The sequence below is a fragment of the Pseudolabrys sp. Root1462 genome (assembly GCF_001426945.1).
Taxonomy (GTDB): domain Bacteria; phylum Pseudomonadota; class Alphaproteobacteria; order Rhizobiales; family Xanthobacteraceae; genus Pseudolabrys.
The window spans coordinates 161,775-184,529 of record NZ_LMFS01000004.1 but is presented as its reverse complement, the minus strand read 5'-3'; the positions used below and the strand labels follow the sequence as shown (position 1 = coordinate 184,529).

The 22,755-nt window shown below is 64.1% G+C and carries 22 protein-coding genes; 10 read left to right on the top strand and 12 right to left on the bottom strand.

Going from position 1 to position 22,755, the window contains the following annotated elements:
• Genes ASD45_RS21795 through ASD45_RS21780 form a run of 4 tightly spaced genes read left to right on the top strand, consistent with a single transcriptional unit; the run spans position 1 to position 3,335 of the window.
• Entirely contained in the window at positions 1 to 1,188 is a 1,188-nt protein-coding gene (locus ASD45_RS21795; RefSeq protein WP_056913809.1) for a biotin/lipoyl-containing protein, read from the top strand.
• A 41-nt stretch (positions 1,189 to 1,229) separates the two neighbouring features.
• On the top strand, positions 1,230 to 2,207 hold the full coding sequence (locus ASD45_RS21790) for a 2-hydroxyacid dehydrogenase (RefSeq protein ID WP_056913808.1): 978 nt from the start codon (positions 1,230 to 1,232) through the stop codon (positions 2,205 to 2,207).
• A 4-nt stretch (positions 2,208 to 2,211) separates the two neighbouring features.
• Complete coding sequence (locus ASD45_RS21785) at positions 2,212 to 2,655, top strand: AprI/Inh family metalloprotease inhibitor (RefSeq protein WP_082541112.1); 444 nt, start codon at positions 2,212 to 2,214, stop codon at positions 2,653 to 2,655.
• Positions 2,652 to 3,335, top strand: a complete 684-nt coding sequence (locus tag ASD45_RS21780; protein WP_056913806.1) for an AprI/Inh family metalloprotease inhibitor — start codon at positions 2,652 to 2,654, stop codon at positions 3,333 to 3,335. The genes ASD45_RS21785 and ASD45_RS21780 overlap by 4 nt, the downstream gene beginning before the upstream one ends.
• 16 nt (positions 3,336 to 3,351) lie before the next feature.
• Here ASD45_RS21780 and ASD45_RS21775 read toward each other — a convergent pair whose 3' ends face one another.
• The 10 genes from ASD45_RS21775 to ASD45_RS21730 all read right to left on the bottom strand — a co-directional run bounded on the left by ASD45_RS21775 (position 3,352) and on the right by ASD45_RS21730 (position 12,151).
• Positions 3,352 to 4,431, bottom strand: a complete 1,080-nt coding sequence (locus ASD45_RS21775; protein ID WP_056913805.1) for an ionic transporter y4hA — start codon at positions 4,429 to 4,431, stop codon at positions 3,352 to 3,354.
• Positions 4,432 to 4,483: 52 nt separating this feature from the next.
• Complete coding sequence (gene radC / locus ASD45_RS21770) at positions 4,484 to 5,218, bottom strand: DNA repair protein RadC (protein WP_056913804.1); 735 nt, start codon at positions 5,216 to 5,218, stop codon at positions 4,484 to 4,486.
• Between the two features lie 106 nt (positions 5,219 to 5,324).
• Complete coding sequence (map, locus tag ASD45_RS21765; RefSeq protein WP_056913803.1) at positions 5,325 to 6,149, bottom strand: type I methionyl aminopeptidase; 825 nt, start codon at positions 6,147 to 6,149, stop codon at positions 5,325 to 5,327.
• A gap of 163 nt (positions 6,150 to 6,312) precedes the next feature.
• Positions 6,313 to 7,290: a D-erythronate dehydrogenase gene (gene denD, locus ASD45_RS21760; protein ID WP_056913802.1), complete on the bottom strand. Its 978-nt coding sequence runs from the start codon at positions 7,288 to 7,290 to the stop codon at positions 6,313 to 6,315.
• Positions 7,291 to 7,312: 22 nt separating this feature from the next.
• Complete coding sequence (locus ASD45_RS21755) at positions 7,313 to 8,566, bottom strand: MFS transporter (protein WP_056913801.1); 1,254 nt, start codon at positions 8,564 to 8,566, stop codon at positions 7,313 to 7,315.
• Positions 8,563 to 9,282: a GNAT family protein gene (locus ASD45_RS21750; RefSeq protein ID WP_056913800.1), complete on the bottom strand. Its 720-nt coding sequence runs from the start codon at positions 9,280 to 9,282 to the stop codon at positions 8,563 to 8,565. The genes ASD45_RS21755 and ASD45_RS21750 overlap by 4 nt, the downstream gene beginning before the upstream one ends.
• Before the next feature lie 5 nt (positions 9,283 to 9,287).
• A complete protein-coding gene (locus ASD45_RS21745; protein WP_056913799.1) occupies positions 9,288 to 10,124 on the bottom strand; it encodes an isocitrate lyase/phosphoenolpyruvate mutase family protein in 837 nt (278 codons plus the stop codon).
• 115 nt (positions 10,125 to 10,239) lie between these two features.
• Positions 10,240 to 10,614, bottom strand: coding sequence for a hypothetical protein (locus ASD45_RS21740; protein WP_056913798.1), 375 nt, complete (start codon positions 10,612 to 10,614; stop codon positions 10,240 to 10,242).
• On the bottom strand, positions 10,604 to 11,245 hold the full coding sequence (locus ASD45_RS21735) for an acyl-homoserine-lactone synthase (RefSeq protein WP_056913797.1): 642 nt from the start codon (positions 11,243 to 11,245) through the stop codon (positions 10,604 to 10,606). Before ASD45_RS21735 ends, ASD45_RS21740 begins: the two co-directional genes overlap by 11 nt.
• 168 nt (positions 11,246 to 11,413) lie before the next feature.
• Positions 11,414 to 12,151, bottom strand: coding sequence for a LuxR family transcriptional regulator (locus ASD45_RS21730; protein ID WP_056913796.1), 738 nt, complete (start codon positions 12,149 to 12,151; stop codon positions 11,414 to 11,416).
• A gap of 346 nt (positions 12,152 to 12,497) precedes the next feature.
• On the opposite strand from ASD45_RS21730, the gene ASD45_RS21725 reads away from it, so the two are divergent.
• Positions 12,498 to 13,679 carry a pyridoxal phosphate-dependent aminotransferase gene (locus tag ASD45_RS21725; protein ID WP_056913795.1) on the top strand — a complete coding sequence of 394 codons (1,182 nt, stop codon included), beginning with the start codon at positions 12,498 to 12,500 and terminating at the stop codon, positions 13,677 to 13,679.
• Positions 13,680 to 13,720: 41 nt separating this feature from the next.
• On the opposite strand, the gene ASD45_RS21720 is transcribed toward ASD45_RS21725, so the two are convergent.
• A complete protein-coding gene (locus ASD45_RS21720; protein ID WP_056913794.1) occupies positions 13,721 to 15,073 on the bottom strand; it encodes a mechanosensitive ion channel domain-containing protein in 1,353 nt (450 codons plus the stop codon).
• 141 nt (positions 15,074 to 15,214) lie between these two features.
• On the bottom strand, positions 15,215 to 16,129 hold the full coding sequence (locus ASD45_RS21715) for a DMT family transporter (RefSeq protein ID WP_162249483.1): 915 nt from the start codon (positions 16,127 to 16,129) through the stop codon (positions 15,215 to 15,217).
• Between the two features lie 133 nt (positions 16,130 to 16,262).
• Between ASD45_RS21715 and ASD45_RS21710 the strand changes: the two genes are divergently transcribed.
• From ASD45_RS21710 to ASD45_RS21690, 5 genes are all read left to right on the top strand, one after another.
• Positions 16,263 to 17,198, top strand: a complete 936-nt coding sequence (locus ASD45_RS21710; RefSeq protein WP_056913792.1) for a 3-keto-5-aminohexanoate cleavage protein — start codon at positions 16,263 to 16,265, stop codon at positions 17,196 to 17,198.
• A gap of 26 nt (positions 17,199 to 17,224) precedes the next feature.
• Positions 17,225 to 17,740 (top strand): TRAP transporter small permease subunit, encoded by a 516-nt coding sequence (locus ASD45_RS21705; RefSeq protein WP_056913791.1) that lies wholly within the window; start codon positions 17,225 to 17,227, stop codon positions 17,738 to 17,740.
• A 25-nt stretch (positions 17,741 to 17,765) separates the two neighbouring features.
• Positions 17,766 to 19,061: a TRAP transporter large permease subunit gene (locus tag ASD45_RS21700; protein ID WP_056913790.1), complete on the top strand. Its 1,296-nt coding sequence runs from the start codon at positions 17,766 to 17,768 to the stop codon at positions 19,059 to 19,061.
• A gap of 87 nt (positions 19,062 to 19,148) precedes the next feature.
• Positions 19,149 to 20,840, top strand: a complete 1,692-nt coding sequence (gene ybaL, locus ASD45_RS21695) for a YbaL family putative K(+) efflux transporter (protein ID WP_056913789.1) — start codon at positions 19,149 to 19,151, stop codon at positions 20,838 to 20,840.
• 132 nt (positions 20,841 to 20,972) lie between these two features.
• Positions 20,973 to 22,754 (top strand): potassium/proton antiporter, encoded by a 1,782-nt coding sequence (locus ASD45_RS21690; RefSeq protein ID WP_056913788.1) that lies wholly within the window; start codon positions 20,973 to 20,975, stop codon positions 22,752 to 22,754.
• The last annotated feature ends 1 nt before the right edge of the window (position 22,755 follow it).

Here is a 22,755-nt window from a genome sequence, read left to right as displayed (position 1 = left end):
ATGGACGTCCTGATGCCCCAGCTCGGCGAAACCGTCGCCGAGGGAAAGATCGTCAAATGGTTCAAGCAGGCCGGCGAGGCCGTGAAGCCGGGCGAGAACCTGTTCGAGATCGAAACCGACAAGACGTCCATGGAAGTGCCGGCGATCGCCGCCGGCACGCTCTCCGACATCCGTTTCCAGGTTGGCGAGGTCGCCAAGGTGGGCGCCGTCGTGGCGGTGATTGCCGGAGCGGGTGGGGCGGCATCTGCGGAAATCAGACCGGCGCCAACCGTCAATGCATCGACCAAGCTCCAATCTCCGTTCGCCCCCGCTAAAGCGGGGGCCCAGGCTGAGCCAAAGAAAGAACTGGGTCCCCGCTTTCGCGGGGACGAACGGGGTCGGGCGCAGGCACCCGAGCAAACCAACATCGGTGCTCGCGATTTCGCCTACCCCGACATGTCGCCCTGGCGCGAGGTGCGCACGCCGGAGCGCAATTACGGGCCGGCGAAGCTGGGGACCGGCACCTATGTCACGCCATTGGCGCGGCGCCTGGCGTCCGAGCGCGGCATCGATCTCAACCGCGTGTCGGGCTCCGGTCCGCATGGCCGCATCGTCGCTGCCGACATCGCCGCCGCACCGCGGGCCATCGAAGCGGCGCCCGCTGCGGCGCAGTTCTATCTCGTCGCCGATGTCGAAATCGGCCGGCTCCTGGTCATGCGTGACGAGGCCAAGGCAGCGGGTGTCGAGTTCTCCATCGGCGATTTCGCTGTCAAGGCCTGGGCGGCGGCATTGCGCCGCGCCAATCCGCAGGCCGGGAGCGACGTCGCGCTCGTCCTCGACAGCGATGGCCGGCGCGTGACGAGGATCATCCGCGACGCCGCCGGCAAGACACTGACGGCGATTGCCCGCCAAACGCGCGAGCCCGATGACGGCGCGCCAAGTGTGAGTGCGGTCACTGCTGTCCGTGTCCTGGCGGCGCCGGGCATTCGCGAGTTCAGTTCGATCGTCACTGCCCCGTTCACCTCGGTGCTCGCGCTGGGTGAGCCGCGCCGCGCGCCGGTCGAAGCGGCGGATGGTGGCGTCCGGTTTGTCAGCCAGATGACCGTTACCTTGTCCTGCGAACCTCGCGCCATCGACGATACGCAGGCCGCGGCGCTACTGGCGGTTTTCAAGAGTTTGGTGGAAAATCCTGTTACCGCCCTGATTTGAGGGCGGCAAAAGATGCGTCTTTGTGAATTTGGGGAAACGTAATGGCTATTGAAAAACGCGATGTCCTTTTGATCGGTGCGCGCAAGCCGGCGCTGGTCGGCGGCCTGGAGGGCAAGGTCAACCTGCACTACTACCTCGAGGCCAAGGACAAGGACGCCTTCGTCAAGGAGGTGGGCGCAAAGATCGGCGCCATCGCGCTGGCCTACACCAACAACAAGGTCGACGGCCCATTCCTGTCGCAATTCCCGAATCTCAAACAGGTCTCGAGCTTCGGCGTTGGCTACGACCACATCGACGCCAAATGGGCCGGCGAGCATGGCATCATCGTCACCAACACGCCGGACGTCCTGAACGAGGAAGTCGCCGACACCGCGCTCGGCCTGCTGTTGTGTACGCTGCGCGAGTTTCCGCAGGCCGATCGCTATGTGCGCGCCGGCAAATGGCCGAAAGCGGCCTATCCGCTGACCAAGGCGACCCTGCAAGGCCGCACCGTCGGCATGGTCGGCATGGGCCGCATCGGCCGGGCGATCGCGAAGCGTCTGGAAGCCTTCAACGCCAAGGTCGTCTATCACAGCCGCAATCCGCAGAGCGGCGTCGAGTACAAGTACTACCCGAAGCTGCTCGACATGGCCCGCGACGTCGATACGTTGATGATCATCGTGCCGGGCGGCGCATCGACCAAGAACATGATCAATGCCGAAGTGCTGAAGGCACTCGGCCCGCAGGGCGTCGTCATCAACATGGCGCGCGGCAGCGTCATCGACGAGCCGGCGCTGATCGAAGCCCTGAAGAACAAGACCATCTATTCCGCCGGCCTCGACGTGTTCGCCAACGAGCCGCAGGTCCCGCAGGAACTGATCGACATGGATCACGTCGTGCTTTTCCCGCATGTCGGCTCGGCGAGTGAAGCGACACGCGCGGCGATGGACCGGCTGGTGGTCGACAACATCCTCGCCTGGGCCGAAGGCAAGCCGCCGCTGACGCCGGTGCCGGAAACGCCCTATCCGCCGAAGAAGTAGAATCATGAGGCGCGCGCTTTGCCTTGCTGCGGTGGCGGCCGCCATGACGGCGGCCGGCGCGGCGCGCGCCTACGACTTCCCGCCGCTCGAGCCGATGAACGAGGCTGAGGTCGAGCCGGCGCTGCTGGCGGATGTCTTCGGCGTCTGGGAACTGCGCGACAAAAGCGGCAAACGTCGGTGCCGGATCACCCTGCTGAAGGAAATGGGCATCGGCGGCAGGCAGGTCGAGGTCGCGCCGGGTTGCGCCAAGTCCTTTCCGGTCATGGGCGATATCGCGGCGTGGCATCTGCAGGAAAGCTGGACGATCGATTTAATAGACCCTTTACGCAAGACTCGATTACGCTTGGAAACGCCAGACGAACGCTATATCGCCATCGGCGACGACAAGGACGTCGCCGGCATCGACACCTTCGCCAGGATCGAAACCAAGGCACCGAAGAAGAAATGATCGCGATGCGCGTCGCCCTGATCATGTTGGCCGCCTTGGCGCTGACGCCGGCTTCGGCGCAGCAGGCCGCGATGGGCGATTCCGCCAAGGATATGCTCGGGGCGTGGGAGTTCTCCAACGCCGATCGCGACAAACGTTGTACCGCGACTTTCAAAAACGCCGCCGTCAAAGGTGGCTTCAAGGTCGAGTTCGACCCGGATTGCGCGAACCTGTTTCCGTTCATCGCGGACGTAACCGGCTGGCGTTATCCGGAGAACGACAACTTGTTCCTGTTCGATGCCGGGGGCCGGACGCTGGCCGAATTCAGCGAAGTCGAGAGCGGCATGTTCGAGGCGCCGACGCCGGGCGTCGGCGTCCTATTCCTGCAGAATGCCGCAGCCGCCGCGCCGCCTCCGAAAAAGCCGGATGACGTCGCCGGCGACTGGACCATTACGGGCCAAGGGCCGCTGTGTGAAATCTCGCTGTCGACGACTGTCGAAGGTGACGGCATGAAACTCGTCATCAAGCCGGGCTGCAGCGCCGATATTAGCAAACAGCAGTTCGGACGCTGGCGGATCGACGGCAGCGAACTGCTGCTGTTGCCGGCGCAGGGCACGCCGTGGCGCTTCGTCGAAAACGACACCGACACCTGGCAACGGATTCCGGAATCAGCGACGCCGATAACCCTGCTGCGCAAGTAGGACTCTGGGCCGCTCCCTAAGGCACCACGGCGAAAAACAGAAACGCGACGAAGATGACCAGGTGCACGATGCCCTGGAGCATGGTGGTGCGTCCGGTCCCCAGGGTGATGATGCCCAGCAGCAAGGTCAGCGTCAGCAGCACCTGATCCTTGGCGCCGAGGCCAAGTTCCAGCGGCTGCTGAAGGACGACCGAAACGGCGGCGACCGCCGGGATGGTCAGGCCGATGGTCGCCAGCACCGAGCCTAGCGCCAGGTTCAAGCTGGTCTGCAGCCGGTTGTTGCGCGCTGCGTTGAGCGCGGCGAAACCTTCCGGCAGCAGAACCACGGCGGCGATGACGATACCGACCACGGCTTTCGGCACGCCGAGATTGGCGATGCCCAGTTCGACGGCTGGAGTCAGCACCTTGGCGAGGCTGACGACGGCGATCAGCGAAACCACCAGCAATGCGGCGCTTACCGTCGCGGCGCGGGCCGTCGGCGGCGGCGCATGGGCTTCTTCGTCGGTTGTCTCGACCGGCAGAAAGTAGTCGCGGTGCCGCACCGTCTGAATGAAGACGAAAGAGCCATAGAGGATCAGCGAGACGATGCCCGCGAAGATGAGTTGCGACGTGCTGTAGAGCGGCCCCAATCCGCTGGTCGCATAATTCGGCAGGATCAAGGTCAACCCGCTCAGCGCTACCAGAACGGCGAGCGCGGCGCTGGCGCCCTGTAGTTGAAAGCCCTGCTCGTGATGACGGGCACCGCCCATGAGCAGACAGGCGCCGACGATGCCGTTGCAGACGATCATGATGGCGGCGAACACCGTATCGCGCGCCAACCCGGCCTTCTCGATCGGCGCCGCAATCATCACCGAGACGATGAGCGTTGCCTCGATGACGGTGACCGCGAGCGCAAGGACCAGCGTGCCGAACGGTTCGCCGACCCGGTGCGCGACGACCTCCGCATGATAGACTGCAGCAAACACGGTCCCGAACAGCACGATCGTGGCGATAGCCGACATCGTACCGCTGCTGCCGATCAGCCAGACGACGGCGAGAGTGATAATGGCAGCCGCCGGCCAGGCCCAGGTCCATCGTGGCGTCGTTGTGGCAACCATAGAGTTCCTCGCGCGTTTCGAAGACCTCTTATAACAGGTCAGGGGGCGCCGATCAGATCAGCTTCAAACCCTTGAGGCTGGCGTGGCCATCCTTGCCGACGATGATGTGGTCGTGCACGGCGATTCCTAGCGGCTTCGCCACCTCGATGACGGCTTGCGTCATCTGGATATCGGCACGCGACGGGGTGGGGTCTCCCGACGGATGGTTGTGTACCAGGATCAATGCCGTCGCCGACAGTTCCAGCGCGCGCTTGACCACCTCGCGCGGGTAGACCGGCGTGTGATCGACGGTGCCCTTCTGCTGCACTTCGTCGGCGATGAGCTGGTTGCGCTTATCCAGGAACAGCAGCCGGAATTGCTCCTTGTCCTCATAAGCCATGGCGGTGCGGCAATAATCGATCACGCTGCTCCATGACGACAGCACCGGCCGTTTGCCGACGTCGCCGCGCGCGATCCGCTTGGCCGAGGCGTGCACAATCTTGAGCTCGTCGATCACGGCATCGCCGACGCCCTTGATTTCCTTCAGTCGCCCCCGCGGCGCCGCCATGACTTCGGCGAAGGAGCCGAACTTGGCGACCAGCTCCTTGGCCAGCGGTTTGACGTCACGCTGCGGGATGGCGCGGAACAACACGAGCTCGAGCAGCTCATAGTCGCTGAGGGCATCCTCGCCGGCTTTGCGGAAGCGTTCGCGCAGCCTTTCCCGATGGCCGTGGTAGTGCGGCGTCGCCTCGGCGAGCCCAGGCAGGCCGCCGGTCGCTTCCTCTTCCCCGCCGTGAGGGTCCACCATGGCGTTACGCGCCTTTCAACCAAGGCGAGTATCCTAGGGGATTTCGATTGCAGGGACGAGGGGCCTTCCAGCGTCGTCCCCGCGAAAGGGGCGGCGGCGCGAGGGATCAGACCGGGTAGGGTGGCTTGTCGAGCCCCGCCGGCGAATAGGTGAAGACCTCGACGCCGTCGGCGGTCACTCCGACCGTGTGCTCGAACTGCGCCGATAGCGAGCGGTCGCGGGTCACGGCGGTCCAGCCGTCGGACAGCACCTTCACATGAGGGCGGCCGAGATTGATCATCGGCTCGACCGTGAAGAACATACCGGCCTTGAGTACGACGCCTTCGCCGGGGCGGCCAACGTGGACGATGTTCGGCTCGTCATGGAAAAGCCGGCCAAGGCCGTGGCCGCAGAAATCGCGGACCACGCTCATGTGCTGGGCCTCGACATAGCTCTGGATGGCGTGGCCGATGTCGCCGGTCGTGGCACCCGGACGGATGACGGCGATGCCGCGCATCATCGATTCATGGGTCACTTCGATCAGGCGCTCGGCGCGGCGCGGGATGTTGCCGACCGGATACATCCGGCTCGAGTCGCCGTGCCAGCCATCGAGGATCAATGTCACGTCGATGTTGACGATGTCGCCGTCCTTGAGCGGCTTGTCGCTCGGGATGCCGTGGCAGACGACGTGGTTGATCGAGGTGCAGGTCGATTTCCGATAGCCGCGGTACATCAGCGTCGCCGGCAGCGCGCCGTTGTCCATGGCGAATTCATAGACCAACTGGTCGATCTTGTCGGTCGGCACACCCGGCACGACGTAGGGCGTCAGCATGTCCAGGCAGCGCGCGGTGAGCTGGCCGGCCTTGCGCATGCCTTCGAAGGCGGCGGAGCCGTGAAGCTTGATCTGCCCGGTTTTGCGCTGGGGGGCGACGGCGGCGTCGATGTAGGTCATGGCGCTAATTTAGGGTTTCAAGGCTTGCGGGGCAAGTTGCCCCGCCGCCGCAGCAATACCGGCCTTATCCCGAGGATCGGGAACAGCGTCTCGAAGGGTGAAGGCCGCCCTATCCTTCCGAGACACAGACCTTCGGCGTGCTCCTCAGGACGAGGCGGGCCGTTCAGGCAATCTTGCCGCCCAGTTCGTCCTCGATATGCGCCTTGATGATCTCGTCGAAGTTATTCTCCGCCTTGAATCCAAGTTCCGCAGCGCGTTTGGCGTCAATTCGCTCCGACCAGCCTGACACAATGCGCGTGATCAGTTCGTCCGGCTCGCGCTTGATGCGGGCGGCGACCTTCGGTCCGGCGATCCGGGTCAGCGAGTCGATCTGTTCCGCCACGGTGCAGCAAACGCCCGGCATGGCGAGGTTGACGCGGGGCCCGAGTTGTTCGCGGCTCAGGCCCGCGGCGTGGATCAGGAAGCCGACCGCCGCGCGCGGTGAGGCATGGGTATGACGCACCGTATCGGCGACCGGCAGGATTGCTTCGAGGCCGGCGAGCGGTTCTCGCATGATGTTGGAGAAGAAGCCCGATGCTGCCTTGTTCGGCTTGCCCGGTCGCACGCAGATGGTCGGCAGGCGAATGCCGACGCCGTCGAGAAATCCGCGGCGGCTGTAATCGGCGAGCAGCAATTCGCTGATCGCCTTTTGCGTGCCGTACGAGGTGAGCGGCGTCAGATGGAAATCGTCGGGAATTGCGTGCGGGAACGGCGCGCCGTAAACCGCGATCGACGATGTGAAGACGAATTTGGGCTGATAGTTCTCTGCATGGCGGATCGCCTCGAGCAGAATGCGCGTGCCGTCGAGATTGACGTGATAGCCCTTGTCGAAATCGAGTTCGGCTTCGCCGGAGACGATGCCGGCAAGATGGAATATCACTTCCGGCCGCTCGGCGATCAGCTTCTCGGCAGCGCCCGGTGCGGCGAGATCGCCAGTGGTGATGTCAACCTTGCCGCCAAAGCCTGCCGGCCTTTCTGGCGCCACCACGTCGGTCAGCGTGAACTTGTCGATCGGCTTGCCGTTGAGGCCGCCATCCTTGACCAGACGGGCGATCAGTTTGCTCCCGACCATGCCGGCTGCGCCGGTCACCACCACATGCATTTCGCGTTTCCTCTTAGTTTTTTTAAGTCTTGGCTTCTTCATTCTCCTCGGCCGGCTGAAACCGGTCGAGGTGCCGCAGATCCGGAAACAGCCCCATCCACAGACCGGCGACGATCAGCGAGCCGATGCCGCCGATCATGACCGAGTTTACCGCGCCGAGCCAGCCGGCGACCGCGCCGGCTTCGAAGTCCCCGAGCGTATTCGATGAGCCGACGAATAGGTAGTTGATGGCGCTGACCCGGCCGCGCATGTGATCCGGCGTCTCGAGTTGCACCAGGCTGAAGCGGATGACGACGCTGACGGCATCGGACGCGCCGAGCACGGCAAGCGCCAGCATCGACAGCGGCAACCAGGTGGACAGCCCGAACGCCACGGTGGCGATGCCGAACACCGCGACCGAGATGAACATCTTGCGGCCGAGGTGGCGCTCGATCGGAACACGCGACAGTACGATGGCGGTCAGCAGCGCGCCGACGGCCGGCGCCGAGCGCAACAGGCCGAATCCGGTGGGGCCGGCGGCAAGAATATCCTTGGCGAAGATGGGCAGGAGTGCCGTGGCGCCGCCGAGCAAGACCACGAACAGATCGAGCGTGATGACGCCGAGCAGGCGCCTGCGAGTGAGAATAAATTCGAAGCCCGCCAGCGCCGAACGCAAGGTGGGCGGATCGCGGCTCGGCACATTGCCCTTGATTCTGACGGCACCGAGGCAGACCAGCGCCGCGACGAAGAAGACGACGCACACCGCGCTGACGGCGCGCGGCTCGATGGCATAAAGGAAACCGCCGAGCGCGGGACCGCAGATCACCGCCACCTGGTTGGCGGAGGTCCAGGCCGCGACGGCGCGCGGCAGCAGATTGGTGGGCACCGTCGCTGGCACCAATGAATGACCGGTCGGCAATTCGAAAGCGCGGGCGCAGCCGATGGCGAATACGACGGCAAAAAGCAGTTCGCGTGACAGCCAGCCGCCGAACATTGCCACTGTCACGATGGCCGCACAGATCGCGTACACCGATTGCGCCAGGCGCACGATCAGCCGCCGATCATAGCGGTCGGCGGCGTGGCCGATGAGCAAGGTCAGCACGACCGCCGGAATGAACTGCAACAAACCGACCAGTCCGAGATCGAAGGCGCTGCCGGTGATGGCATAGATCGACCAGCCGATCACCACCGCAAGCGCCTGATAGCCGATTGTCGTCAGAAGACGGGTGACCCAAAGCAGAACGAAGGGCCGCTGACGCAGCAGCCCGCCTGCCGGCCGCGCCTCAAGTCCGCTCATCCCGCAAAGCCGTTCAGTTCACTCAAGGACATTTTCTGCCGGCCCTGAGCATCGAAATTATCCGGCGCCAGCCAGCGCTCGAACGCCGCTTTACGCGCCGGCCATTCGCTGTCGATCATCGAGTACCACGCCGTGTCGCGGTTGCGCCCTTTGACGATGATGGCGTTGCGGAACACGCCCTCGAACGTGAAGCCATAGCGCAAGGCGGCTCGCCGCGACGGCGCGTTGAGCGCGTTGCACTTCCACTCGTACCGGCGATAGCCGAGCGTGTCGAAAGCGTAGCGGGCGAGAAGATATTGCGCCTCGGTGCCGAGTCTCGTTTGCTTGAGTGCCGGTGAATAAAGCACGTTGCCGACTTCGATCACGCGCGCTTCGGGGCGGATCTCCATCAGGGTGAAATAGCCGACGGCGCGGCCTGTCCCGTCGATAATGGCGAAGGCGTAGGGGTCGGCAAGCCCGGCGCGCTTGGCAATAAATTCGGCGAAGATATTGGCGTCATCGAACGGTCCGTCGCCCATATAGGTCCACAAATCGTCGTGGCCCTGGACAGCGCTCCACAGGTCGGCGGCGTGATGATCCTGCAGCTTCTCAAGGCGGCCGTAGCGCCCTTCGATCGTTGTCGGGCCGGGCCGTTTCGCCGGCGCCGTCTCGACCTTGAGGCCGACCGGCTGGCCGGTTCCCGGCAGCGGCTCTGATTGCAATTTGAAATCCGGCATGGCGTCTATTGTTTCGATGGCTTGTTTCGGGCGAAGAACCCGTCCAGTTCGGAGCCGGAAACGATGCCGCCCAGTCGGTCGAATTTGCCGTCATCGGCAATCAGCGTCGCGGCCTTGATGAAGGCGTCCATCGCGACGCGCGCAAGTGCGCCGCCGACACTGATGCGGCGGACGCCCATTCCCGCGATATCCTCGACCGTCAGGCCAGTCGCCGACGACATCAGCAGGTTGACGGGCTTCGGCGCCACGGCTTTCACGACGGCCTCGATCTGCTCGCGTGTCTTGATGCCGGGCGCGTAAAGACAATCGGCGCCGGCTTCGGCGAACGCCGTCAGCCGGCGAATGGCTTCGTCGAGGTCGGGGCGACCATGCAGGAATCCTTCCGCGCGCCCGGTGAGCAGGACGCCCGAGCCGGACTTGTCGATCGCCTGACGCGCCGCGCGCACGCGGGCCGCGGCTTTGTCGAGGTCATATAAGGGATTGCTCTCGTCGCCCGTAAAATCCTCGATCGAGAGACCTGCCACGCCCGTAGCGATGCACAGCCGCACATTGTCGGCGAGCGCGTCGGGCTCGTGTGCATAGCCGTTCTCGAAATCGGCGTTGAGGGGGATATCGGTCGCGGCGGCGAGGTCGGCGTAATGAGCGAGCACGACATCGCGGCTCAGGGCGCCATCGGGGAAACCGAGCGAATAGGCGTGACCGGAGCTGGTGCTGGCCAGCGCCGGGAAACCGAGGCTTTGCAGGTACAGCGCGGTGCCGACATTCCAGGGATTGGGAATGACGAAACAGCCGGTCTTATGCAGTTCTGCGAAAGCGATTCGCTTCCCTTCAACGCTTGCCATGGCCGGTCCCGTTTGTCTTCGTCTGTAAGCGGCCGGGGACCGTGCCATGGTTACGCCGGAAAGGACAATTCCAATCCTTGATGGGTCCGATCCGTGATCGGCTTTCGCATGGCGGTCATGCCCGCCGGGTAGATCCGTTATAGCCGGCGACGGGGGGTGCCGCGCTGGTCGGCTTGACTGACGGACGAGGTGCTTCCGTGCTCGACGATCGTGCCAGGACCAGACGCCCTTGCGGATCGAACGTCGCGACGATCGCCTTCGGCTTGCCGTTGAGCAGGTATGTGCTCAGGCTGCGCTGCGTGCGTTCTGGCAGGTCGAGATACGCCCGGATCAACTCGATGATGCCCGGCTCTCGCGTCCAGTAGTACAGCTCGAGCAGGCGACTGGTGTCGGCGCCGCCGCTGATGATCGTCTTGATGACGTCGCGCACTTCGTCGTTGCGCTGGTCGTCGGCATCGAAACCGTCACGGGGCTTCGGGTTACGTCGCATGTTCCACCTGCCGGATCAGGGGGAATTGCGGCCCGCGCCGCACCAGGACGGAGCCGGTGATGCCGCCGAGCGCTCGCGCCCGATCCCGACTGGACTCGCGGACCTCGATTTCAGCCGCGATCGCCCACTGGTTCTCGATCAGCGTCGGCAGGCCGAGGGGGCGCACGACGAAGCCTGCCTCGTGCAGACGCGGCAGCCACCAGGTCTCGATCACCGCCGAGTAATGCGTAATGCCTTCGTCCAGTCCGAATTCCTGGACCGCGGCGAGCATCGTGCAGTCGGTGCGGCCGGACCGGCGTTCGCGCACAACGAAGTAGCGCGACGCCTCCCAAACGCTTGGGCCGGTCGGCACGCCTTTAACCGCAGCAAGCTCCGGAAAAATGTCGCTCAGCATGTGCGATGCCGTCGTCGGTGTCAGGCGCTGCCCACCGACAACGCGGCTACCGTCTATGGCGACGAGGTGCACGGTATCGTCGCGGTCGTAGCTGTCGATGTCGCGCCCGTCCGCGCGGGCGACGGCTCTCCAGCCGCGTTCTGCGACGAAGACCTCATGCCGGATGCGGTGATAACTATCGAGCGTGTCCTCATAAAGATGGCGATTGGCCGACGTGATAACGTGTACCTGGGTCATGCGAACTCTCCACCCCCCCCAAAAGTTCCATGAATGGGAGTTCGCGATAATTAATGACGGCTGACTATTGTAATTGTTTACATAGCCCGTGCCGCGCGACGACGCGGCGCGCGTGTAAAGCGTTGTTCGCATTTGCGTTTGTTGATTGGGCAGACGAAAACCGAAAGCCTACGGGCTGATCAGGCGCTGTTGCAGCGCCTTCACCACGGCATGCGTCTTGTTTTGCGCCCGCAGTTTTCGCGCGGCGCGCACCGAGTATTCGTCCACCGTGCGCTTCGACAGGTTCATGATCTCGGCGACCTCGGCCGCCGTCTTGCCGACCGCGGTCCAGGTCAGCACCTCGCGTTCGCGCACGGTCAGCCGGTCGAAGCGGCTCTCGTTCTTCTGCGTCATCAGTTGGCGGATATGCTCGAAGGCATACATGCCCATCAGATGAATTGCCGGTTTGGTGCGCGGCGACAGGTCGAGATCGACGCCGCCCAGCGAGACGCAAGCTTCATAGCCGGTGAGGCCATGAATGGGGATGCAGAACCCGTTCGACATCCGGAAGTCGGAAGCGCGATTCATCACCTCGAGCGCGCGTGGCTCGGTCGCTTGATCGAACGGCGCGTCGGCCCAGTCGAACGGATTGACGCTGTTCCGGCACAAGCGCACGACCGGGTCGACCGCGACGTAATTTTCCTTGATGTAGATTTCAAACCAGCCTTGCGGCCATTTGCGCGCCAGCACCATCTGCTCGGCCTTCTGGTGCGGATTGGGTAGGCCGGTCAGGATGAAGTTCTCAAAGCCGAAGCGGCCGAGCGCCTTCTCCATTTGGTTCATGATCTCGTCAGGGCTGCTGAGTTTCTCGAGCAGCTCGACGAACGCGAAAGCCTCGTGGGCGTGGTCAAAACTCGCCGATTCCATCGTCCGACGCCCACTCCGATCTAACGTTGGTCTGGTTCGTAACTGCCGGCAGCACGCGACAAATTCGCGGGGCTGAAATCACAGCATTTTCGCGTAATAATCGCCCCAAGCTAGAATTATTCTATGCGAAGACAGTTGTCCCGTCACCCGAATCTAAAGTTGTGGTTGCGTCCGGTAGTGCATGCCTCGGGATACCCGCTGTTGCAACCCTAAGAAGTATGTAGTTTAAGAAATTCAATCAGGGGATGTGAGCGCGATGCGATCACACGCAACCGGAGGCGTTTGCTTTTGAACCGGGGATGCGGTGAAGTGCCGCGCAAAACGACCTGCGCCGGGAGACCTTACGATGTTCAAAACGATCGCGGCCTTCGACCGCATCGGTGAAGAAAACGCATTCGCTGTTCTAGCGCGCGCCAATGCGCTCGCCGCACAAGGGCGCGACATCATCAGCCTCGGCATCGGCCAGCCCGACTTCCGCACGCCAGATTTCATCGTTGAAGCTGCGATCAAGGCACTGCGTGACGGCCATCATGGCTACACCGCAGCGAACGGCATTCCACAACTGCGGGAGGCCGTCGCCGCCGATCTCCACAAGCGCTTCCAGGTCGAGGTCTCACCCGACAGCGTGATGATTATGCCCGGCGGCAAGCCGACCATGTTCATGTCGATCCTGATGTTCGGCGAGCCGGGCGCTGAAATTATGTATCCCGACCCCGGATTCCCGATCTATCGCTCGATGATCGAGTTCACCGGCGCCACGCCGGTTCCCGTGCCGATCCGCGAGGAGAACGGGTTCGCCTTCTCGGCGGAAGAGACGCTCAAACTGATCACGCCGAAGACGCGGCTGATCATCATCAACTCGCCGGCCAACCCGACCGGCGGCGTCACGCCCAAGAGCGAAGTCGACAAGCTGGTCGCGGGCCTTGAGAGGTGGCCGGACGTCGCCATCATGTCGGACGAGATCTATGACCACATGGTCTATGACGGCGAAAAGCACGTCTGCCTGTTGTCTTATCCCTCGATCCGCGACCGTCTGATCCTGCTCAACGGCTGGTCGAAGACTTACGCCATGACGGGTTGGCGGCTCGGCTACGCCGTGTGGCCTGGCAAATTGTACGACTATGCCCGCAAGCTCGCGGTCAATCTGCACTCGTGCGTCAATGCTTCGGCGCAGTACGCCGGACTTGCGGCGCTCACCGGTCCGCAGGACGAGGTGTGGAAGATGATTGCCGAGTTCGACAGGCGGCGCAAAGTCGTGGTCGAGGGGCTCAATAAATTACCCGGCGTTTCCTGCATCACGCCGAAGGGCGCGTTTTACGCCTTTCCCAACATCAAGAAGACCGGCTGGAAGGCGAAGGACCTCGCCAACACGCTGCTCAGCGAGACCGGCGTCGTCACGATCGGCGGCCCGGACTTCGGTATTCTTGGCGAAGGCTATATACGGCTGTCCTACGCCAACTCGACCGAGAACATTCTCAAGGCACTCGATCGCATGGGCGTTTTCCTGGCGAAGAAAAAAGCGGCGTAGCCATTCTTCTTTCCTCTCCGCACTTGAGAGTAAGCCGAGCCTTACCCCGGAAACGGTGACTTGGATCGGGGCGTGTCGTCCTGATCCTTTGGCGGATCGGGCTCGTCTTCGCGGGCGAGTTCGTAGATCACGCGCGCGGGACCCGGTTGCGGAATCTTCACCCCTTGATGCGCCAGCGTGTCCCATAAGCCCAGCAACACATCGCTCTGCACGTTGACGACGCCGGCAGCCGGATCGCTGATCCAGAACCACATCTCGTATTCAATCGATGTGGCACCGAATGACGTCAGCATGCATTGCGGTGCGGGCTTCGGCAGCACGCGTTCGACACGCAGCGCCGCCTCGACCGCCGCCGCCTGCGCCTTGCGGGGATCGCTGTCATAAGTTGTGTTGAACTTGATCGACAGTCGAACGAGTTCGCTCGAAAAGCTCCAGTTGGCAACGCGCTGGGTAATGAAGTCCTCGTTCGGGATCAGATATTCCCGGCCGTCGCGTGTGTCGACCGAGGTGTAACGCGCGCCCATGAAACCCACGCGGCCGAAATGTTCGCCTACCGAGATCACATCGCCCGGCTTGATGGACTTGTCGGCAAGAAGGATGATGCCGCTGACGAGGTTCGACACGATTTTCTGAAGACCGAAGCCGATGCCGACGCCGATCGCGCCGGAGAAAAAGGCGAGAGCGGAGAGGTCGATGCCGACCGTTGACATGGCGACGACGACCGCAACGCTGATCAGCAGGATGCGGATGAGCTTGCCGATCAGAACCTGCACCGACGCCGTAAGATCGACCGAAGTGCGCAGCCGCCGGTCGATAAAATCCGCGAGCATGTTGGCGAGCCACAGCGTGATCAGCAGCAGGGCTGTCGCCTTGAGCACGAGAAGCAGGGATATGCGCAAACCGCCGACGACGACCGCCATCGAATCGAGCGCCTGTCGCGCCGGTTCGCGCAGCCCGACGATGTCGAGCGCCGCGATCGTCCAGGCGAAAATCGACACCAGGCGATTGATGAACTGATTGCGGATCAGACCGGCGACCAGCGCAATGACAACCCAAGCGGTGGCGAGGCTGATGGCAACGCCGATGAGATATGACTGGCTCGGCCAGGTCAGCGAAAGCATGATCGCGCGCGCCGCCGCGGCCAGCGCGATGAAGACAATGGTGCCGACGCAATCGAGGCAGGCGCGGATCAGAAGCTTCAGCATGGGCGGCCAGCCCATGCTGAGCGATGTGACATCGACCCGACGTCGGATCATCGCGCCGACAAAGGCGCCTATTCCGCCGGTCAGGAGCAGAATGCCGAATTGGATGATCAGCCAGATCGACGAAATGCCGCCGCGCAGATTTTGTAACGCGGTGCTCAGGTGAGCGATGAGATCCTGAAAGCCATCCATGCCAACTCTCTTGGGACTGTGCTCCCGCACGCTGGCGAGCCCGTTGGTCGCCATGACGGCACGTCGGCAATCCATAGCAAATCAGCTTTCCGGCGGTTCAGGCCGGATCGGGTTATGCACATCTACGGGTGAATTGCGGCCTTACCGCAGCGTCAGCCTGAAGCCGATGAGAACGATGGCGAGGCCGACGACTTGCGCCCAGCTCGGCACGATGCCGAGCGCCAGATAGCCGATGATCATCGAGAAGCCGGGCACCAGCGCCGGGAAGGTCGCGGCACGGCCTGCGCCGAGGATCGTTACCGAGCGGGCGAATAAAAAGATCGGGAGAACGCCGGCGATGAAGCCTTGGACGACAATCTGCAGGAGCGTCTCGCTCCAGCCGAATCGAAACAGGTTGCCGGTACCGAAGAGCAGGAAATAGACGGGCGCGTAGACCAGCACCGACATCAGGCCGACCGCGGCGGCAACGCGCATGCCTGCAACGCGCCACTGCCGCAACATGATGCCGAACATCGCCCACAACGCGCCGGCGGTGGCAAATAAAAGATCGCCGCCGATGCCATGCGTGCCGATCGTCGTGACGGATTCGATGCCGAAGACGATGAGACCGGCGGTGATGGTGATGGCTCCGACAAGCCGGGATGCCGATAGCCGCTCCTTGAGCAGGACGGCCGCCAGAAGGATGCCGGCCAGCGCCGCCGTTGCCGGCTGGATGGTGGTGCCGTGTCCGAACGGCACCAGAATAAAACCGGTGTAGGCGACCAGCGCCTGGGTCGGCCCGGACAACGCCGCGAGGATAAAACCGCGTCCCCAGCCAACGCCGCCGACATCGGCGATGCCGTAATGGAAGACCAGCGGGATCAGGAGAAGCCCGGTCCAGACATAGCGATGGACGGCCAGCTCGGCCGGCGAGAAGCCGAGGACGATGCCGTGTTTCGCCACCGCGAACCCCGCCGCCCAAGCCAGCGCCGCGCCGATGCCGGAGGCGACGCCGATGAAGAATCCCGGCGCTGTTCCGCCCGGCGAAATTGCCGACTTCGGAGGGGTGTCCTGCAACGGCCAATCCAATTTTTTGTGGCGCGCGGCCATGCGCCGTGCGAGGTGACGTCCACCCGGCACATACTCTAAGATCGCCGGACAAGTCCAACGACCAAGAACATATCGCACCTACGCCAAGGACGGATAGCTTATGGCCAAAGCCCGCAAAGTCATCATTACCTGCGCCGTCACCGGCGGCATTCATACGCCGTCGATGTCGCCGCATCTGCCGGTCACCGCGCAGGAAATCGCCGACGCGGCCATCGGCGCGGCCGAAGCCGGCGCCGCGGTGGTGCACTTGCATGCGCGCAATCCGCAGGACGGCCGCCCGGATCAGTCGCCCGAACTGTTTTCGCCGTTTCTCAAGGTTATCAAACAGCGTTCGAATGTCGTTTTGAACCTGACCACAGGCGGCGCGCCGACCATGACCGTGGAGGAGCGCCTGCGTCCCGCGGCGACCTTCAAGCCGGAAGTCGCTTCGCTCAACATGGGTACGATGAACTTCGGCCTCTATCCGATGATCGAGCGCTTCAAGGGCAAGTTCAAATACGACTGGGAAGAGCCCTATCTCGAAGGCACGCGCAAAGGCATGTTCAAGAACACGCTCGCCGACATCGAGATGATCCTCACCACCTGCGCCGAGAACAACACGCGCTTCGAGGTCGAGTGCTACGACATCAGCCATCTTTATACGCTGAAGCACTTCCTCGATCGCGGCGTCATCAAAGCGCCGCTGTTCATCCAGTCGGTGTTCGGCATTCTCGGCGGCATCGGTACGCATCCCGAAGACGTCATGATGATGAAGCGCTCCGCCGATCGTCTGTTCGGTGACCAGTACCATTGGTCGGTACTGGGCGCGGGCGCCGCCCAGATGCGCATCGCCGCGATGGCCGCGTCGATGGGCGGCAACGTGCGCGTTGGTCTCGAGGACTCGCTGTGGATCGGACCCGGCAAGCTCGCCGAGTCGAACGCGCAGCAGGTCAAGAAGGTGCGACAGATTCTCGAAGGCCTTGGCCTCGACATCGCGACGCCGGACGAGGCGCGCGAGATCCTGGCGCTGAAGGGCGGCGACAAAGTCGCCTTCTGATGCGCGGGCAGCATCGCACAGCCCCGATGCAGCCGGTCGCTCTTGCCGACCGGCTGTCGCGGTCCATGATGGTCATGGCTGCTGCGCTGACTTTCGTGCTGGCGATCGTGATCCTGGCCGATACCCTGAGTCGCGAACTCAGCCAGCGCCCGCTCAGTGGAGCGGGCGACGTGGTCGGCAATGCCATTGTGATGATTGTCTTCCTGCAGGCGGGCTATGCGGTGCGCTGCCGGTCGATGGCGCGAGCCGATTTTCTTCTGGGACTGATGCCCTGGCCGGCCCGCCGCCTTGTGCTGGCGGTTGGCTACGGCCTTGGCGTGCTGCTGTTTGTCGCCGTGTTTGCGGCCAACGTCGAACCGGCGCTGACCGCGTTTCTCCGTGGCAGCGGCGCCGGGTTCCCGGCATGGCCGGCGCGGTTTCTCATCCTTGCCGGGGCGGCGCTGGCGGCGGTCAATTACGTCAGCCTGGGTGTGCTTGATCTGGCGGGCTCCGCGCCAACCCTCGACGACGAAATTGAGGATCTGCGCCAACTGGAGCCCTGACCGTCATGCGTGCTAAGGCGGGCTCGTGATTGGATTTGGCGGCGCTACGCTTCTGATTGCCGGACTTGTCGTGCTGGTCGCCTGCGGCGCCCAGATTGCTGTTGCTTTGGGGGTCGTAGGTTTCCTCGGCACTTATCTGGCGACCGGCGACTGGCATGCCGTCGCCTCGCTGCTGGCCGGTGCCGCCTATGACGGCATGCGCCAGCCGGCACTCCTGGTCATTCCGCTATTGATGCTGATGGGCGAATTCATCGCCCGTTCCGGCGCCATTACAGCGCTTTTTCGCAGCCTGAGCCGCGAATTGCGCGGCCTGTCCGGGGGCACGGCGCTGGCCGCGACAGTCAGCCAGGCGCTTTACGCTTTCGTCGCGGGCGCGAGCGCCTCGAGCGCGGCCGGCTTTACACGCATCACTTATCCAGCGCTCAAGGCCGCGCTGTCGGACGGACCTATGGCCCTCGGCCTTTTGGCGAGTTCGGCGGCGTTCGGCGCGCTCATCCCGCCGAGCGTCTTGCTCGCGGTCTGGGGCCTGCTCGCACATCAGCCGATCGGCCCGCTGTTCCTGGCCGCCTTGGTCCCGGCGATCGTGACCGCGGGCTTGTTTGCGGTCGTCGTCCTGTCCAGCGCCGCGACACGGCGCACGGTCGCCGCCGGCAATGCCTCTACCGGCTTCACAGCGCACGGCATCGAAAGCGCGATCGGCATCGCGCTGGTGCTGATCGTTATCCTTGGCGGCATCGGGACACGGCTGCTGACGCCGCTCGAGGCCGCCAGCGTCGGCACCGTGATCGGGCTGCTGATGGCGCTGCGGCAAGGCATGCGACTGGCCGCGATCGTCGAGGCCATCCTGGCGGTGGGTCGCGCCTCGGCGCCGATCCTGCTGCTCATTTTCGCGGCACAGATCTACAGCCAGGCGCTCGCGGTGACCGGCTTTGGCACTGCGCTCACCAGTGCCGTCGCCGGCCTCGGCTTTGGGCTTGGCCTCGCCACGATGGTCGCGATCTGGCTGATCCTGTCGATCGTGCTCGATCAGTTGTCGATCATGGCGCTGACTGTCACCGTATTTGCGCCCGCCGCAATCAAGCTCGGCATCGACCCGCTGGCCTTCGCCCTGATTGGCGTGATCGCACTCGAGACTGCGCAACTGATCCCGCCCTTCGGCCTTCTGGTCTTCACCGCGAAAGCCGCCGTCGAAGACGATGGCGTGGCCCTGCCGGAGATCTTTCGCCACGTGCTGCCTTTCCTGGGTATCCTGCTTGGCCTGCTGCTCGTTCTCACGACATTTCCCGCGATCGCCACGTGGTTGCCCCGACTCGCCTTCTAAGCGGCGTTTTCGAGAGCGACATAATGCGCATGGGGTTGACGAACGCGGCGCTGCGCGCTTCGTGGAAATCCTTCCCGGAGCCCGCCGATGACGCACCAGATGCCGCTGATATCAACGATCGTGGTGGGTCTGGTCCTGGCCTTTGTGCTCGGCGCGATCGCCCAGCGCCTGCGCATCTCGCCGCTGGTCGGCTATCTGCTCGCCGGCGTGGCGATCGGTCCGGCCACTCCCGGCTTTGTCGCCGACGTCAGCCTTGCCAACGAACTGGCTGAAATCGGTGTCATCCTGCTGATGTTCGGCGTCGGGCTGCATTTCTCGCTCAAGGATCTGATGGCGGTGAAGGCCATCTCGCTGCCCGGCGCGGTGGCGCAGATAGCCGTAGCGACGATCCTTGGCATGGCCTTAGGCATAGCGCTGGGTTGGGGCATCGCCGCCGGTCTGGTGTTCGGTCTGGCGCTCTCGGTTGCCTCCACGGTGGTGCTGCTGCGCGCGATGCAGGAGCGGCGGCTGCTCGATACCGAACGCGGCCGCATCGCCGTCGGCTGGCTCATCGTCGAGGATCTGGCGACGGTCCTGGTGCTGGTGATGCTGCCGGCGCTGGCGCCAATCCTGAAAGGCGGCCTGCAGAATGGCGCCGACCTGCAGGCGATCCTGATGCCGATCGCGCTCACCATCGGAAAGGTCGCCGCGTTTCTCGCGCTGATGCTGCTGATCGGACGCCGCGTCATTCCGTGGATCCTGCATTATATCGCGCACACCGGCTCGCGCGAGCTGTTCCGCCTCTCGGTGCTGTCGATTGCGCTCGGCTGCGCCTTTGCGGCCGCAACGGTGTTCGACGTCTCCTTTGCGCTCGGCGCGTTTTTCGCCGGCATGATGATGGCCGAATCCGAGCTCAGCCAGCGCGCCGCGCAGGAAACACTGCCGCTGCGCGACGCTTTCGCCGTTCTGTTTTTCGTCTCGGTCGGCATGCTGTTCGACCCGATGATTGTCGTGCAACAGCCGTTGCCGCTGCTCGCCACGCTGCTCATCATCATGGTCGGCAAGTCGGCGGCCTCGTTCGCGCTGGTGCGCGCCTTCGGCTATTCGCAGGCGACGGCGCTGACGATCTCCGCGAGTCTGGCGCAGATCGGCGAATTCTCCTTCATTCTTGCCGGGCTCGGCGTTTCGCTGAACCTGATGCCGGAGAGCGGCCGGGCGCTGATCCTCGCCGGCGCGATCCTGTCGATCCTGCTCAATCCCTTGTGCTTCGCCGCGCTCGATTGGTGGATGGCGCGTGCCCCGGCTGCGCCGTCACCGGGCGGTACGGCCGAGGCCGCACCCGCGGCGCCTGCCGAACCGGCCCGCGAGCCGGTGCCGATGACGGCCCTGACGGGCCACGTCGTGCTGATCGGATACGGCCGCGTCGGCCGCTTCTTCGTGCTCAATGCCGGCGACACGGCGGCGCCGCTGCTGATCGTCGAAGAGGATTCGGACACCGTCGAGCGGATGCGCCAGCAGGGCCGAGAGGTGATTGCCGGCAATGCCGCCGACAGCGAGGTCATCGCCGCCTGCAATCTGGCGGCCGCGCGCTGCCTCCTGGTCGCGGTACCCAATGCCTTCGAGGGCAGCCAGGCGATCGCCCAGGCCCGCGCCATCAATCCCGGGCTGCCGATCGTGGCGCGCGCCCATTCAGAAGAAGAAGTTCAATACCTCCTCAAACATGGCGCGACGTCGGTCGTCATGGGCGAGCATGAGATCGCCCGCGCCATGCTGGGCCTGGTGCCGCCGCGGGCCGCATGACGATTTACGTTTTGTCGAACGATTGCCGTTTATTTTTGCCAGATGAGTGTGTTTCCTGTGTGCGGGTGATTTGCGGCGCGGCGTGAGGCTCGCCATCGGCCGCTGCTCTGTTTTGAAAGGTCTGTCAGCCGAATGCCGGCGCTCGACGCAGTCAGTATCGCGATTTTGCTCGGCAGCCTGCTGGTGCTGGCGGGCATTCTGTCGAGCCTGCTGGCACTGCGGTTCGGCGCCCCGCTGCTGCTGGTGTTCTTGTTCGTCGGCGTGCTGGCGGGAGAAAACGGGCCGGGCGGCATCCGCTTCGACGATGTCGGCGTCGCCTACACGGTCGGCTCGGTGGCGCTGGCACTGATTTTGTTCGACGGCGGCCTGCGTACGCGCTTCGCCAGCATCCGCAGCGTGCTCGCGCCGTCGGTGATGCTGGCGACGGTTGGCGTTCTGGTGACCACGCTGCTCACCGCGCCTGCCGCCAAATTCCTGCTCGGCATCGGCTGGATCGAGGCGCTGCTGCTCGGTTCGGTGGTGGCGTCAACCGACGCGGCCGCGGTGTTCTTCCTGCTCAGCACCGGCGGCCTGCGCCTGCGTCCTCGGGTCCGCGCAACGCTCGAGGTGGAATCCGGCACCAACGACCCGTTCGCCATCTTCCTGGCGTTGCTGCTGGTCGAAATCCTGTCGGTCGGCGGGCAGTCCTGGTCGCACGCCGCCGTGACCTTGATCCGCGATGCCGCGCTCGGCACGGTGATCGGCTATGCCGGCGGACGCACCATCACCTTCGTGCTCAATCGCGTGGACCTGCCGCAAGGTCTTCATGCGCCCTTCGTCGCCGTCAGCGCCCTGGTAGTCTTTGCCTTCGGCAACTCCGTGCACGCTTCCGGCTTTCTGGCGGTCTATCTTGCCGGTCTCGTCGTCGGCAACCGGCAGATTCGCGCCCATAATTCGGTGGTGGCGTTCCTCGACGCGATCACCTGGCTGGCGCAGATCGTGATGTTCGTGCTGCTCGGTCTGCTGGTCTGGCCGGGTCGGCTCGGCGACAATCTCGTCGGCGCCATCGTCGTCGCGCTTGTGTTGATGCTGATCGCGCGCCCGGCCGCGGTATTTCTCTGCCTGTGGCCGTTCAATTTCCAGTGGCGCGAGAAGCTGTTCATCTCATGGGTCGGCCTGCGCGGAGCCGTCGCAATTTTCCTCGCCTCGATCCCGCTGCTCGTCGGGCTGCCTGGGGCGTCGATGTATTTCGACGTCGCCTTCGTTGTGGTCGTATCCTCGCTCCTGATCCAGGGCTGGACCGTGGCGCTGTCGGCCCGCAAGCTCGATATGTCGTTCAGCCGCGCCGATCCGCTACCGCGCCGCGTCGAACTCGATCTTCCCGGCCAGATGTCACGCGAGATTGTCGGCTATCCAGTGCCGGCCAACAGCCCGTTCCTGAAGCGCGGCTTGATTCCGAATTGGGCGCGGCCGACGCTGGTGATCCGCAAGGAAGAGATCCTGACGCCCATCGAAGCCGCGCCGGTGCGGGAAGGCGACTACGTCTATCTGCTGGCCCCGCCGGAGAAGGCCCAGGCGCTTGATCGCTTCTTCATGGTAGCGCCGCCGCCCCGCGTGCTGGATGCGGAAATGCTCGGCGACTTCTTCGTGCCGGGCGAGGCGACGCTCGGCGCGCTGGCGGATATCTACGGCCTCCAGGTCGCGGCCGACCATGCCGACGTAAGCTTGGCGACGTTTTTCACGGAACAGCTCGGCCGCGCCGCCAAGGCCGGCGACATCGTCGCGCTCGGCACCATCGCGCTGCTGGCGCAGAAGGTGAAAGACGGCCGGGTCACCACGGTCGGCCTGCAGCTCGACGAACCGGAAGCGCCCGCGACCATCGGCGGGCGCGCCAAGGCGCTGATGCAGAAAATCCGGAAGAAGCTCTCGCGCTAAG

What these genes read in the sequence shown, in the direction of transcription:
- ASD45_RS21795 (WP_056913809.1), top strand. Translation starts at nt 1, where the DNA reads ATGGACGTCCTGATGCCCCAGCTCGGCGAAACCGTCGCCGAGGGAAAG.
- ASD45_RS21790 (WP_056913808.1), top strand. Translation starts at nt 1,230, where the DNA reads ATGGCTATTGAAAAACGCGATGTCCTTTTGATCGGTGCGCGCAAGCCG.
- ASD45_RS21785 (WP_082541112.1), top strand. Translation starts at nt 2,212, where the DNA reads ATGAGGCGCGCGCTTTGCCTTGCTGCGGTGGCGGCCGCCATGACGGCG.
- ASD45_RS21780 (WP_056913806.1), top strand. Translation starts at nt 2,652, where the DNA reads ATGATCGCGATGCGCGTCGCCCTGATCATGTTGGCCGCCTTGGCGCTG.
- ASD45_RS21775 (WP_056913805.1), bottom strand. Translation starts at nt 4,431, where the DNA reads ATGGTTGCCACAACGACGCCACGATGGACCTGGGCCTGGCCGGCGGCT.
- radC (WP_056913804.1), bottom strand. Translation starts at nt 5,218, where the DNA reads ATGGTGGACCCTCACGGCGGGGAAGAGGAAGCGACCGGCGGCCTGCCT.
- map (WP_056913803.1), bottom strand. Translation starts at nt 6,149, where the DNA reads ATGACCTACATCGACGCCGCCGTCGCCCCCCAGCGCAAAACCGGGCAG.
- denD (WP_056913802.1), bottom strand. Translation starts at nt 7,290, where the DNA reads ATGCATGTGGTGGTGACCGGCGCAGCCGGCATGGTCGGGAGCAAACTG.
- ASD45_RS21755 (WP_056913801.1), bottom strand. Translation starts at nt 8,566, where the DNA reads ATGAGCGGACTTGAGGCGCGGCCGGCAGGCGGGCTGCTGCGTCAGCGG.
- ASD45_RS21750 (WP_056913800.1), bottom strand. Translation starts at nt 9,282, where the DNA reads ATGCCGGATTTCAAATTGCAATCAGAGCCGCTGCCGGGAACCGGCCAG.
- ASD45_RS21745 (WP_056913799.1), bottom strand. Translation starts at nt 10,124, where the DNA reads ATGGCAAGCGTTGAAGGGAAGCGAATCGCTTTCGCAGAACTGCATAAG.
- ASD45_RS21740 (WP_056913798.1), bottom strand. Translation starts at nt 10,614, where the DNA reads ATGCGACGTAACCCGAAGCCCCGTGACGGTTTCGATGCCGACGACCAG.
- ASD45_RS21735 (WP_056913797.1), bottom strand. Translation starts at nt 11,245, where the DNA reads ATGACCCAGGTACACGTTATCACGTCGGCCAATCGCCATCTTTATGAG.
- ASD45_RS21730 (WP_056913796.1), bottom strand. Translation starts at nt 12,151, where the DNA reads ATGGAATCGGCGAGTTTTGACCACGCCCACGAGGCTTTCGCGTTCGTC.
- ASD45_RS21725 (WP_056913795.1), top strand. Translation starts at nt 12,498, where the DNA reads ATGTTCAAAACGATCGCGGCCTTCGACCGCATCGGTGAAGAAAACGCA.
- ASD45_RS21720 (WP_056913794.1), bottom strand. Translation starts at nt 15,073, where the DNA reads ATGGATGGCTTTCAGGATCTCATCGCTCACCTGAGCACCGCGTTACAA.
- ASD45_RS21710 (WP_056913792.1), top strand. Translation starts at nt 16,263, where the DNA reads ATGGCCAAAGCCCGCAAAGTCATCATTACCTGCGCCGTCACCGGCGGC.
- ASD45_RS21705 (WP_056913791.1), top strand. Translation starts at nt 17,225, where the DNA reads ATGCAGCCGGTCGCTCTTGCCGACCGGCTGTCGCGGTCCATGATGGTC.
- ybaL (WP_056913789.1), top strand. Translation starts at nt 19,149, where the DNA reads ATGACGCACCAGATGCCGCTGATATCAACGATCGTGGTGGGTCTGGTC.
- ASD45_RS21690 (WP_056913788.1), top strand. Translation starts at nt 20,973, where the DNA reads ATGCCGGCGCTCGACGCAGTCAGTATCGCGATTTTGCTCGGCAGCCTG.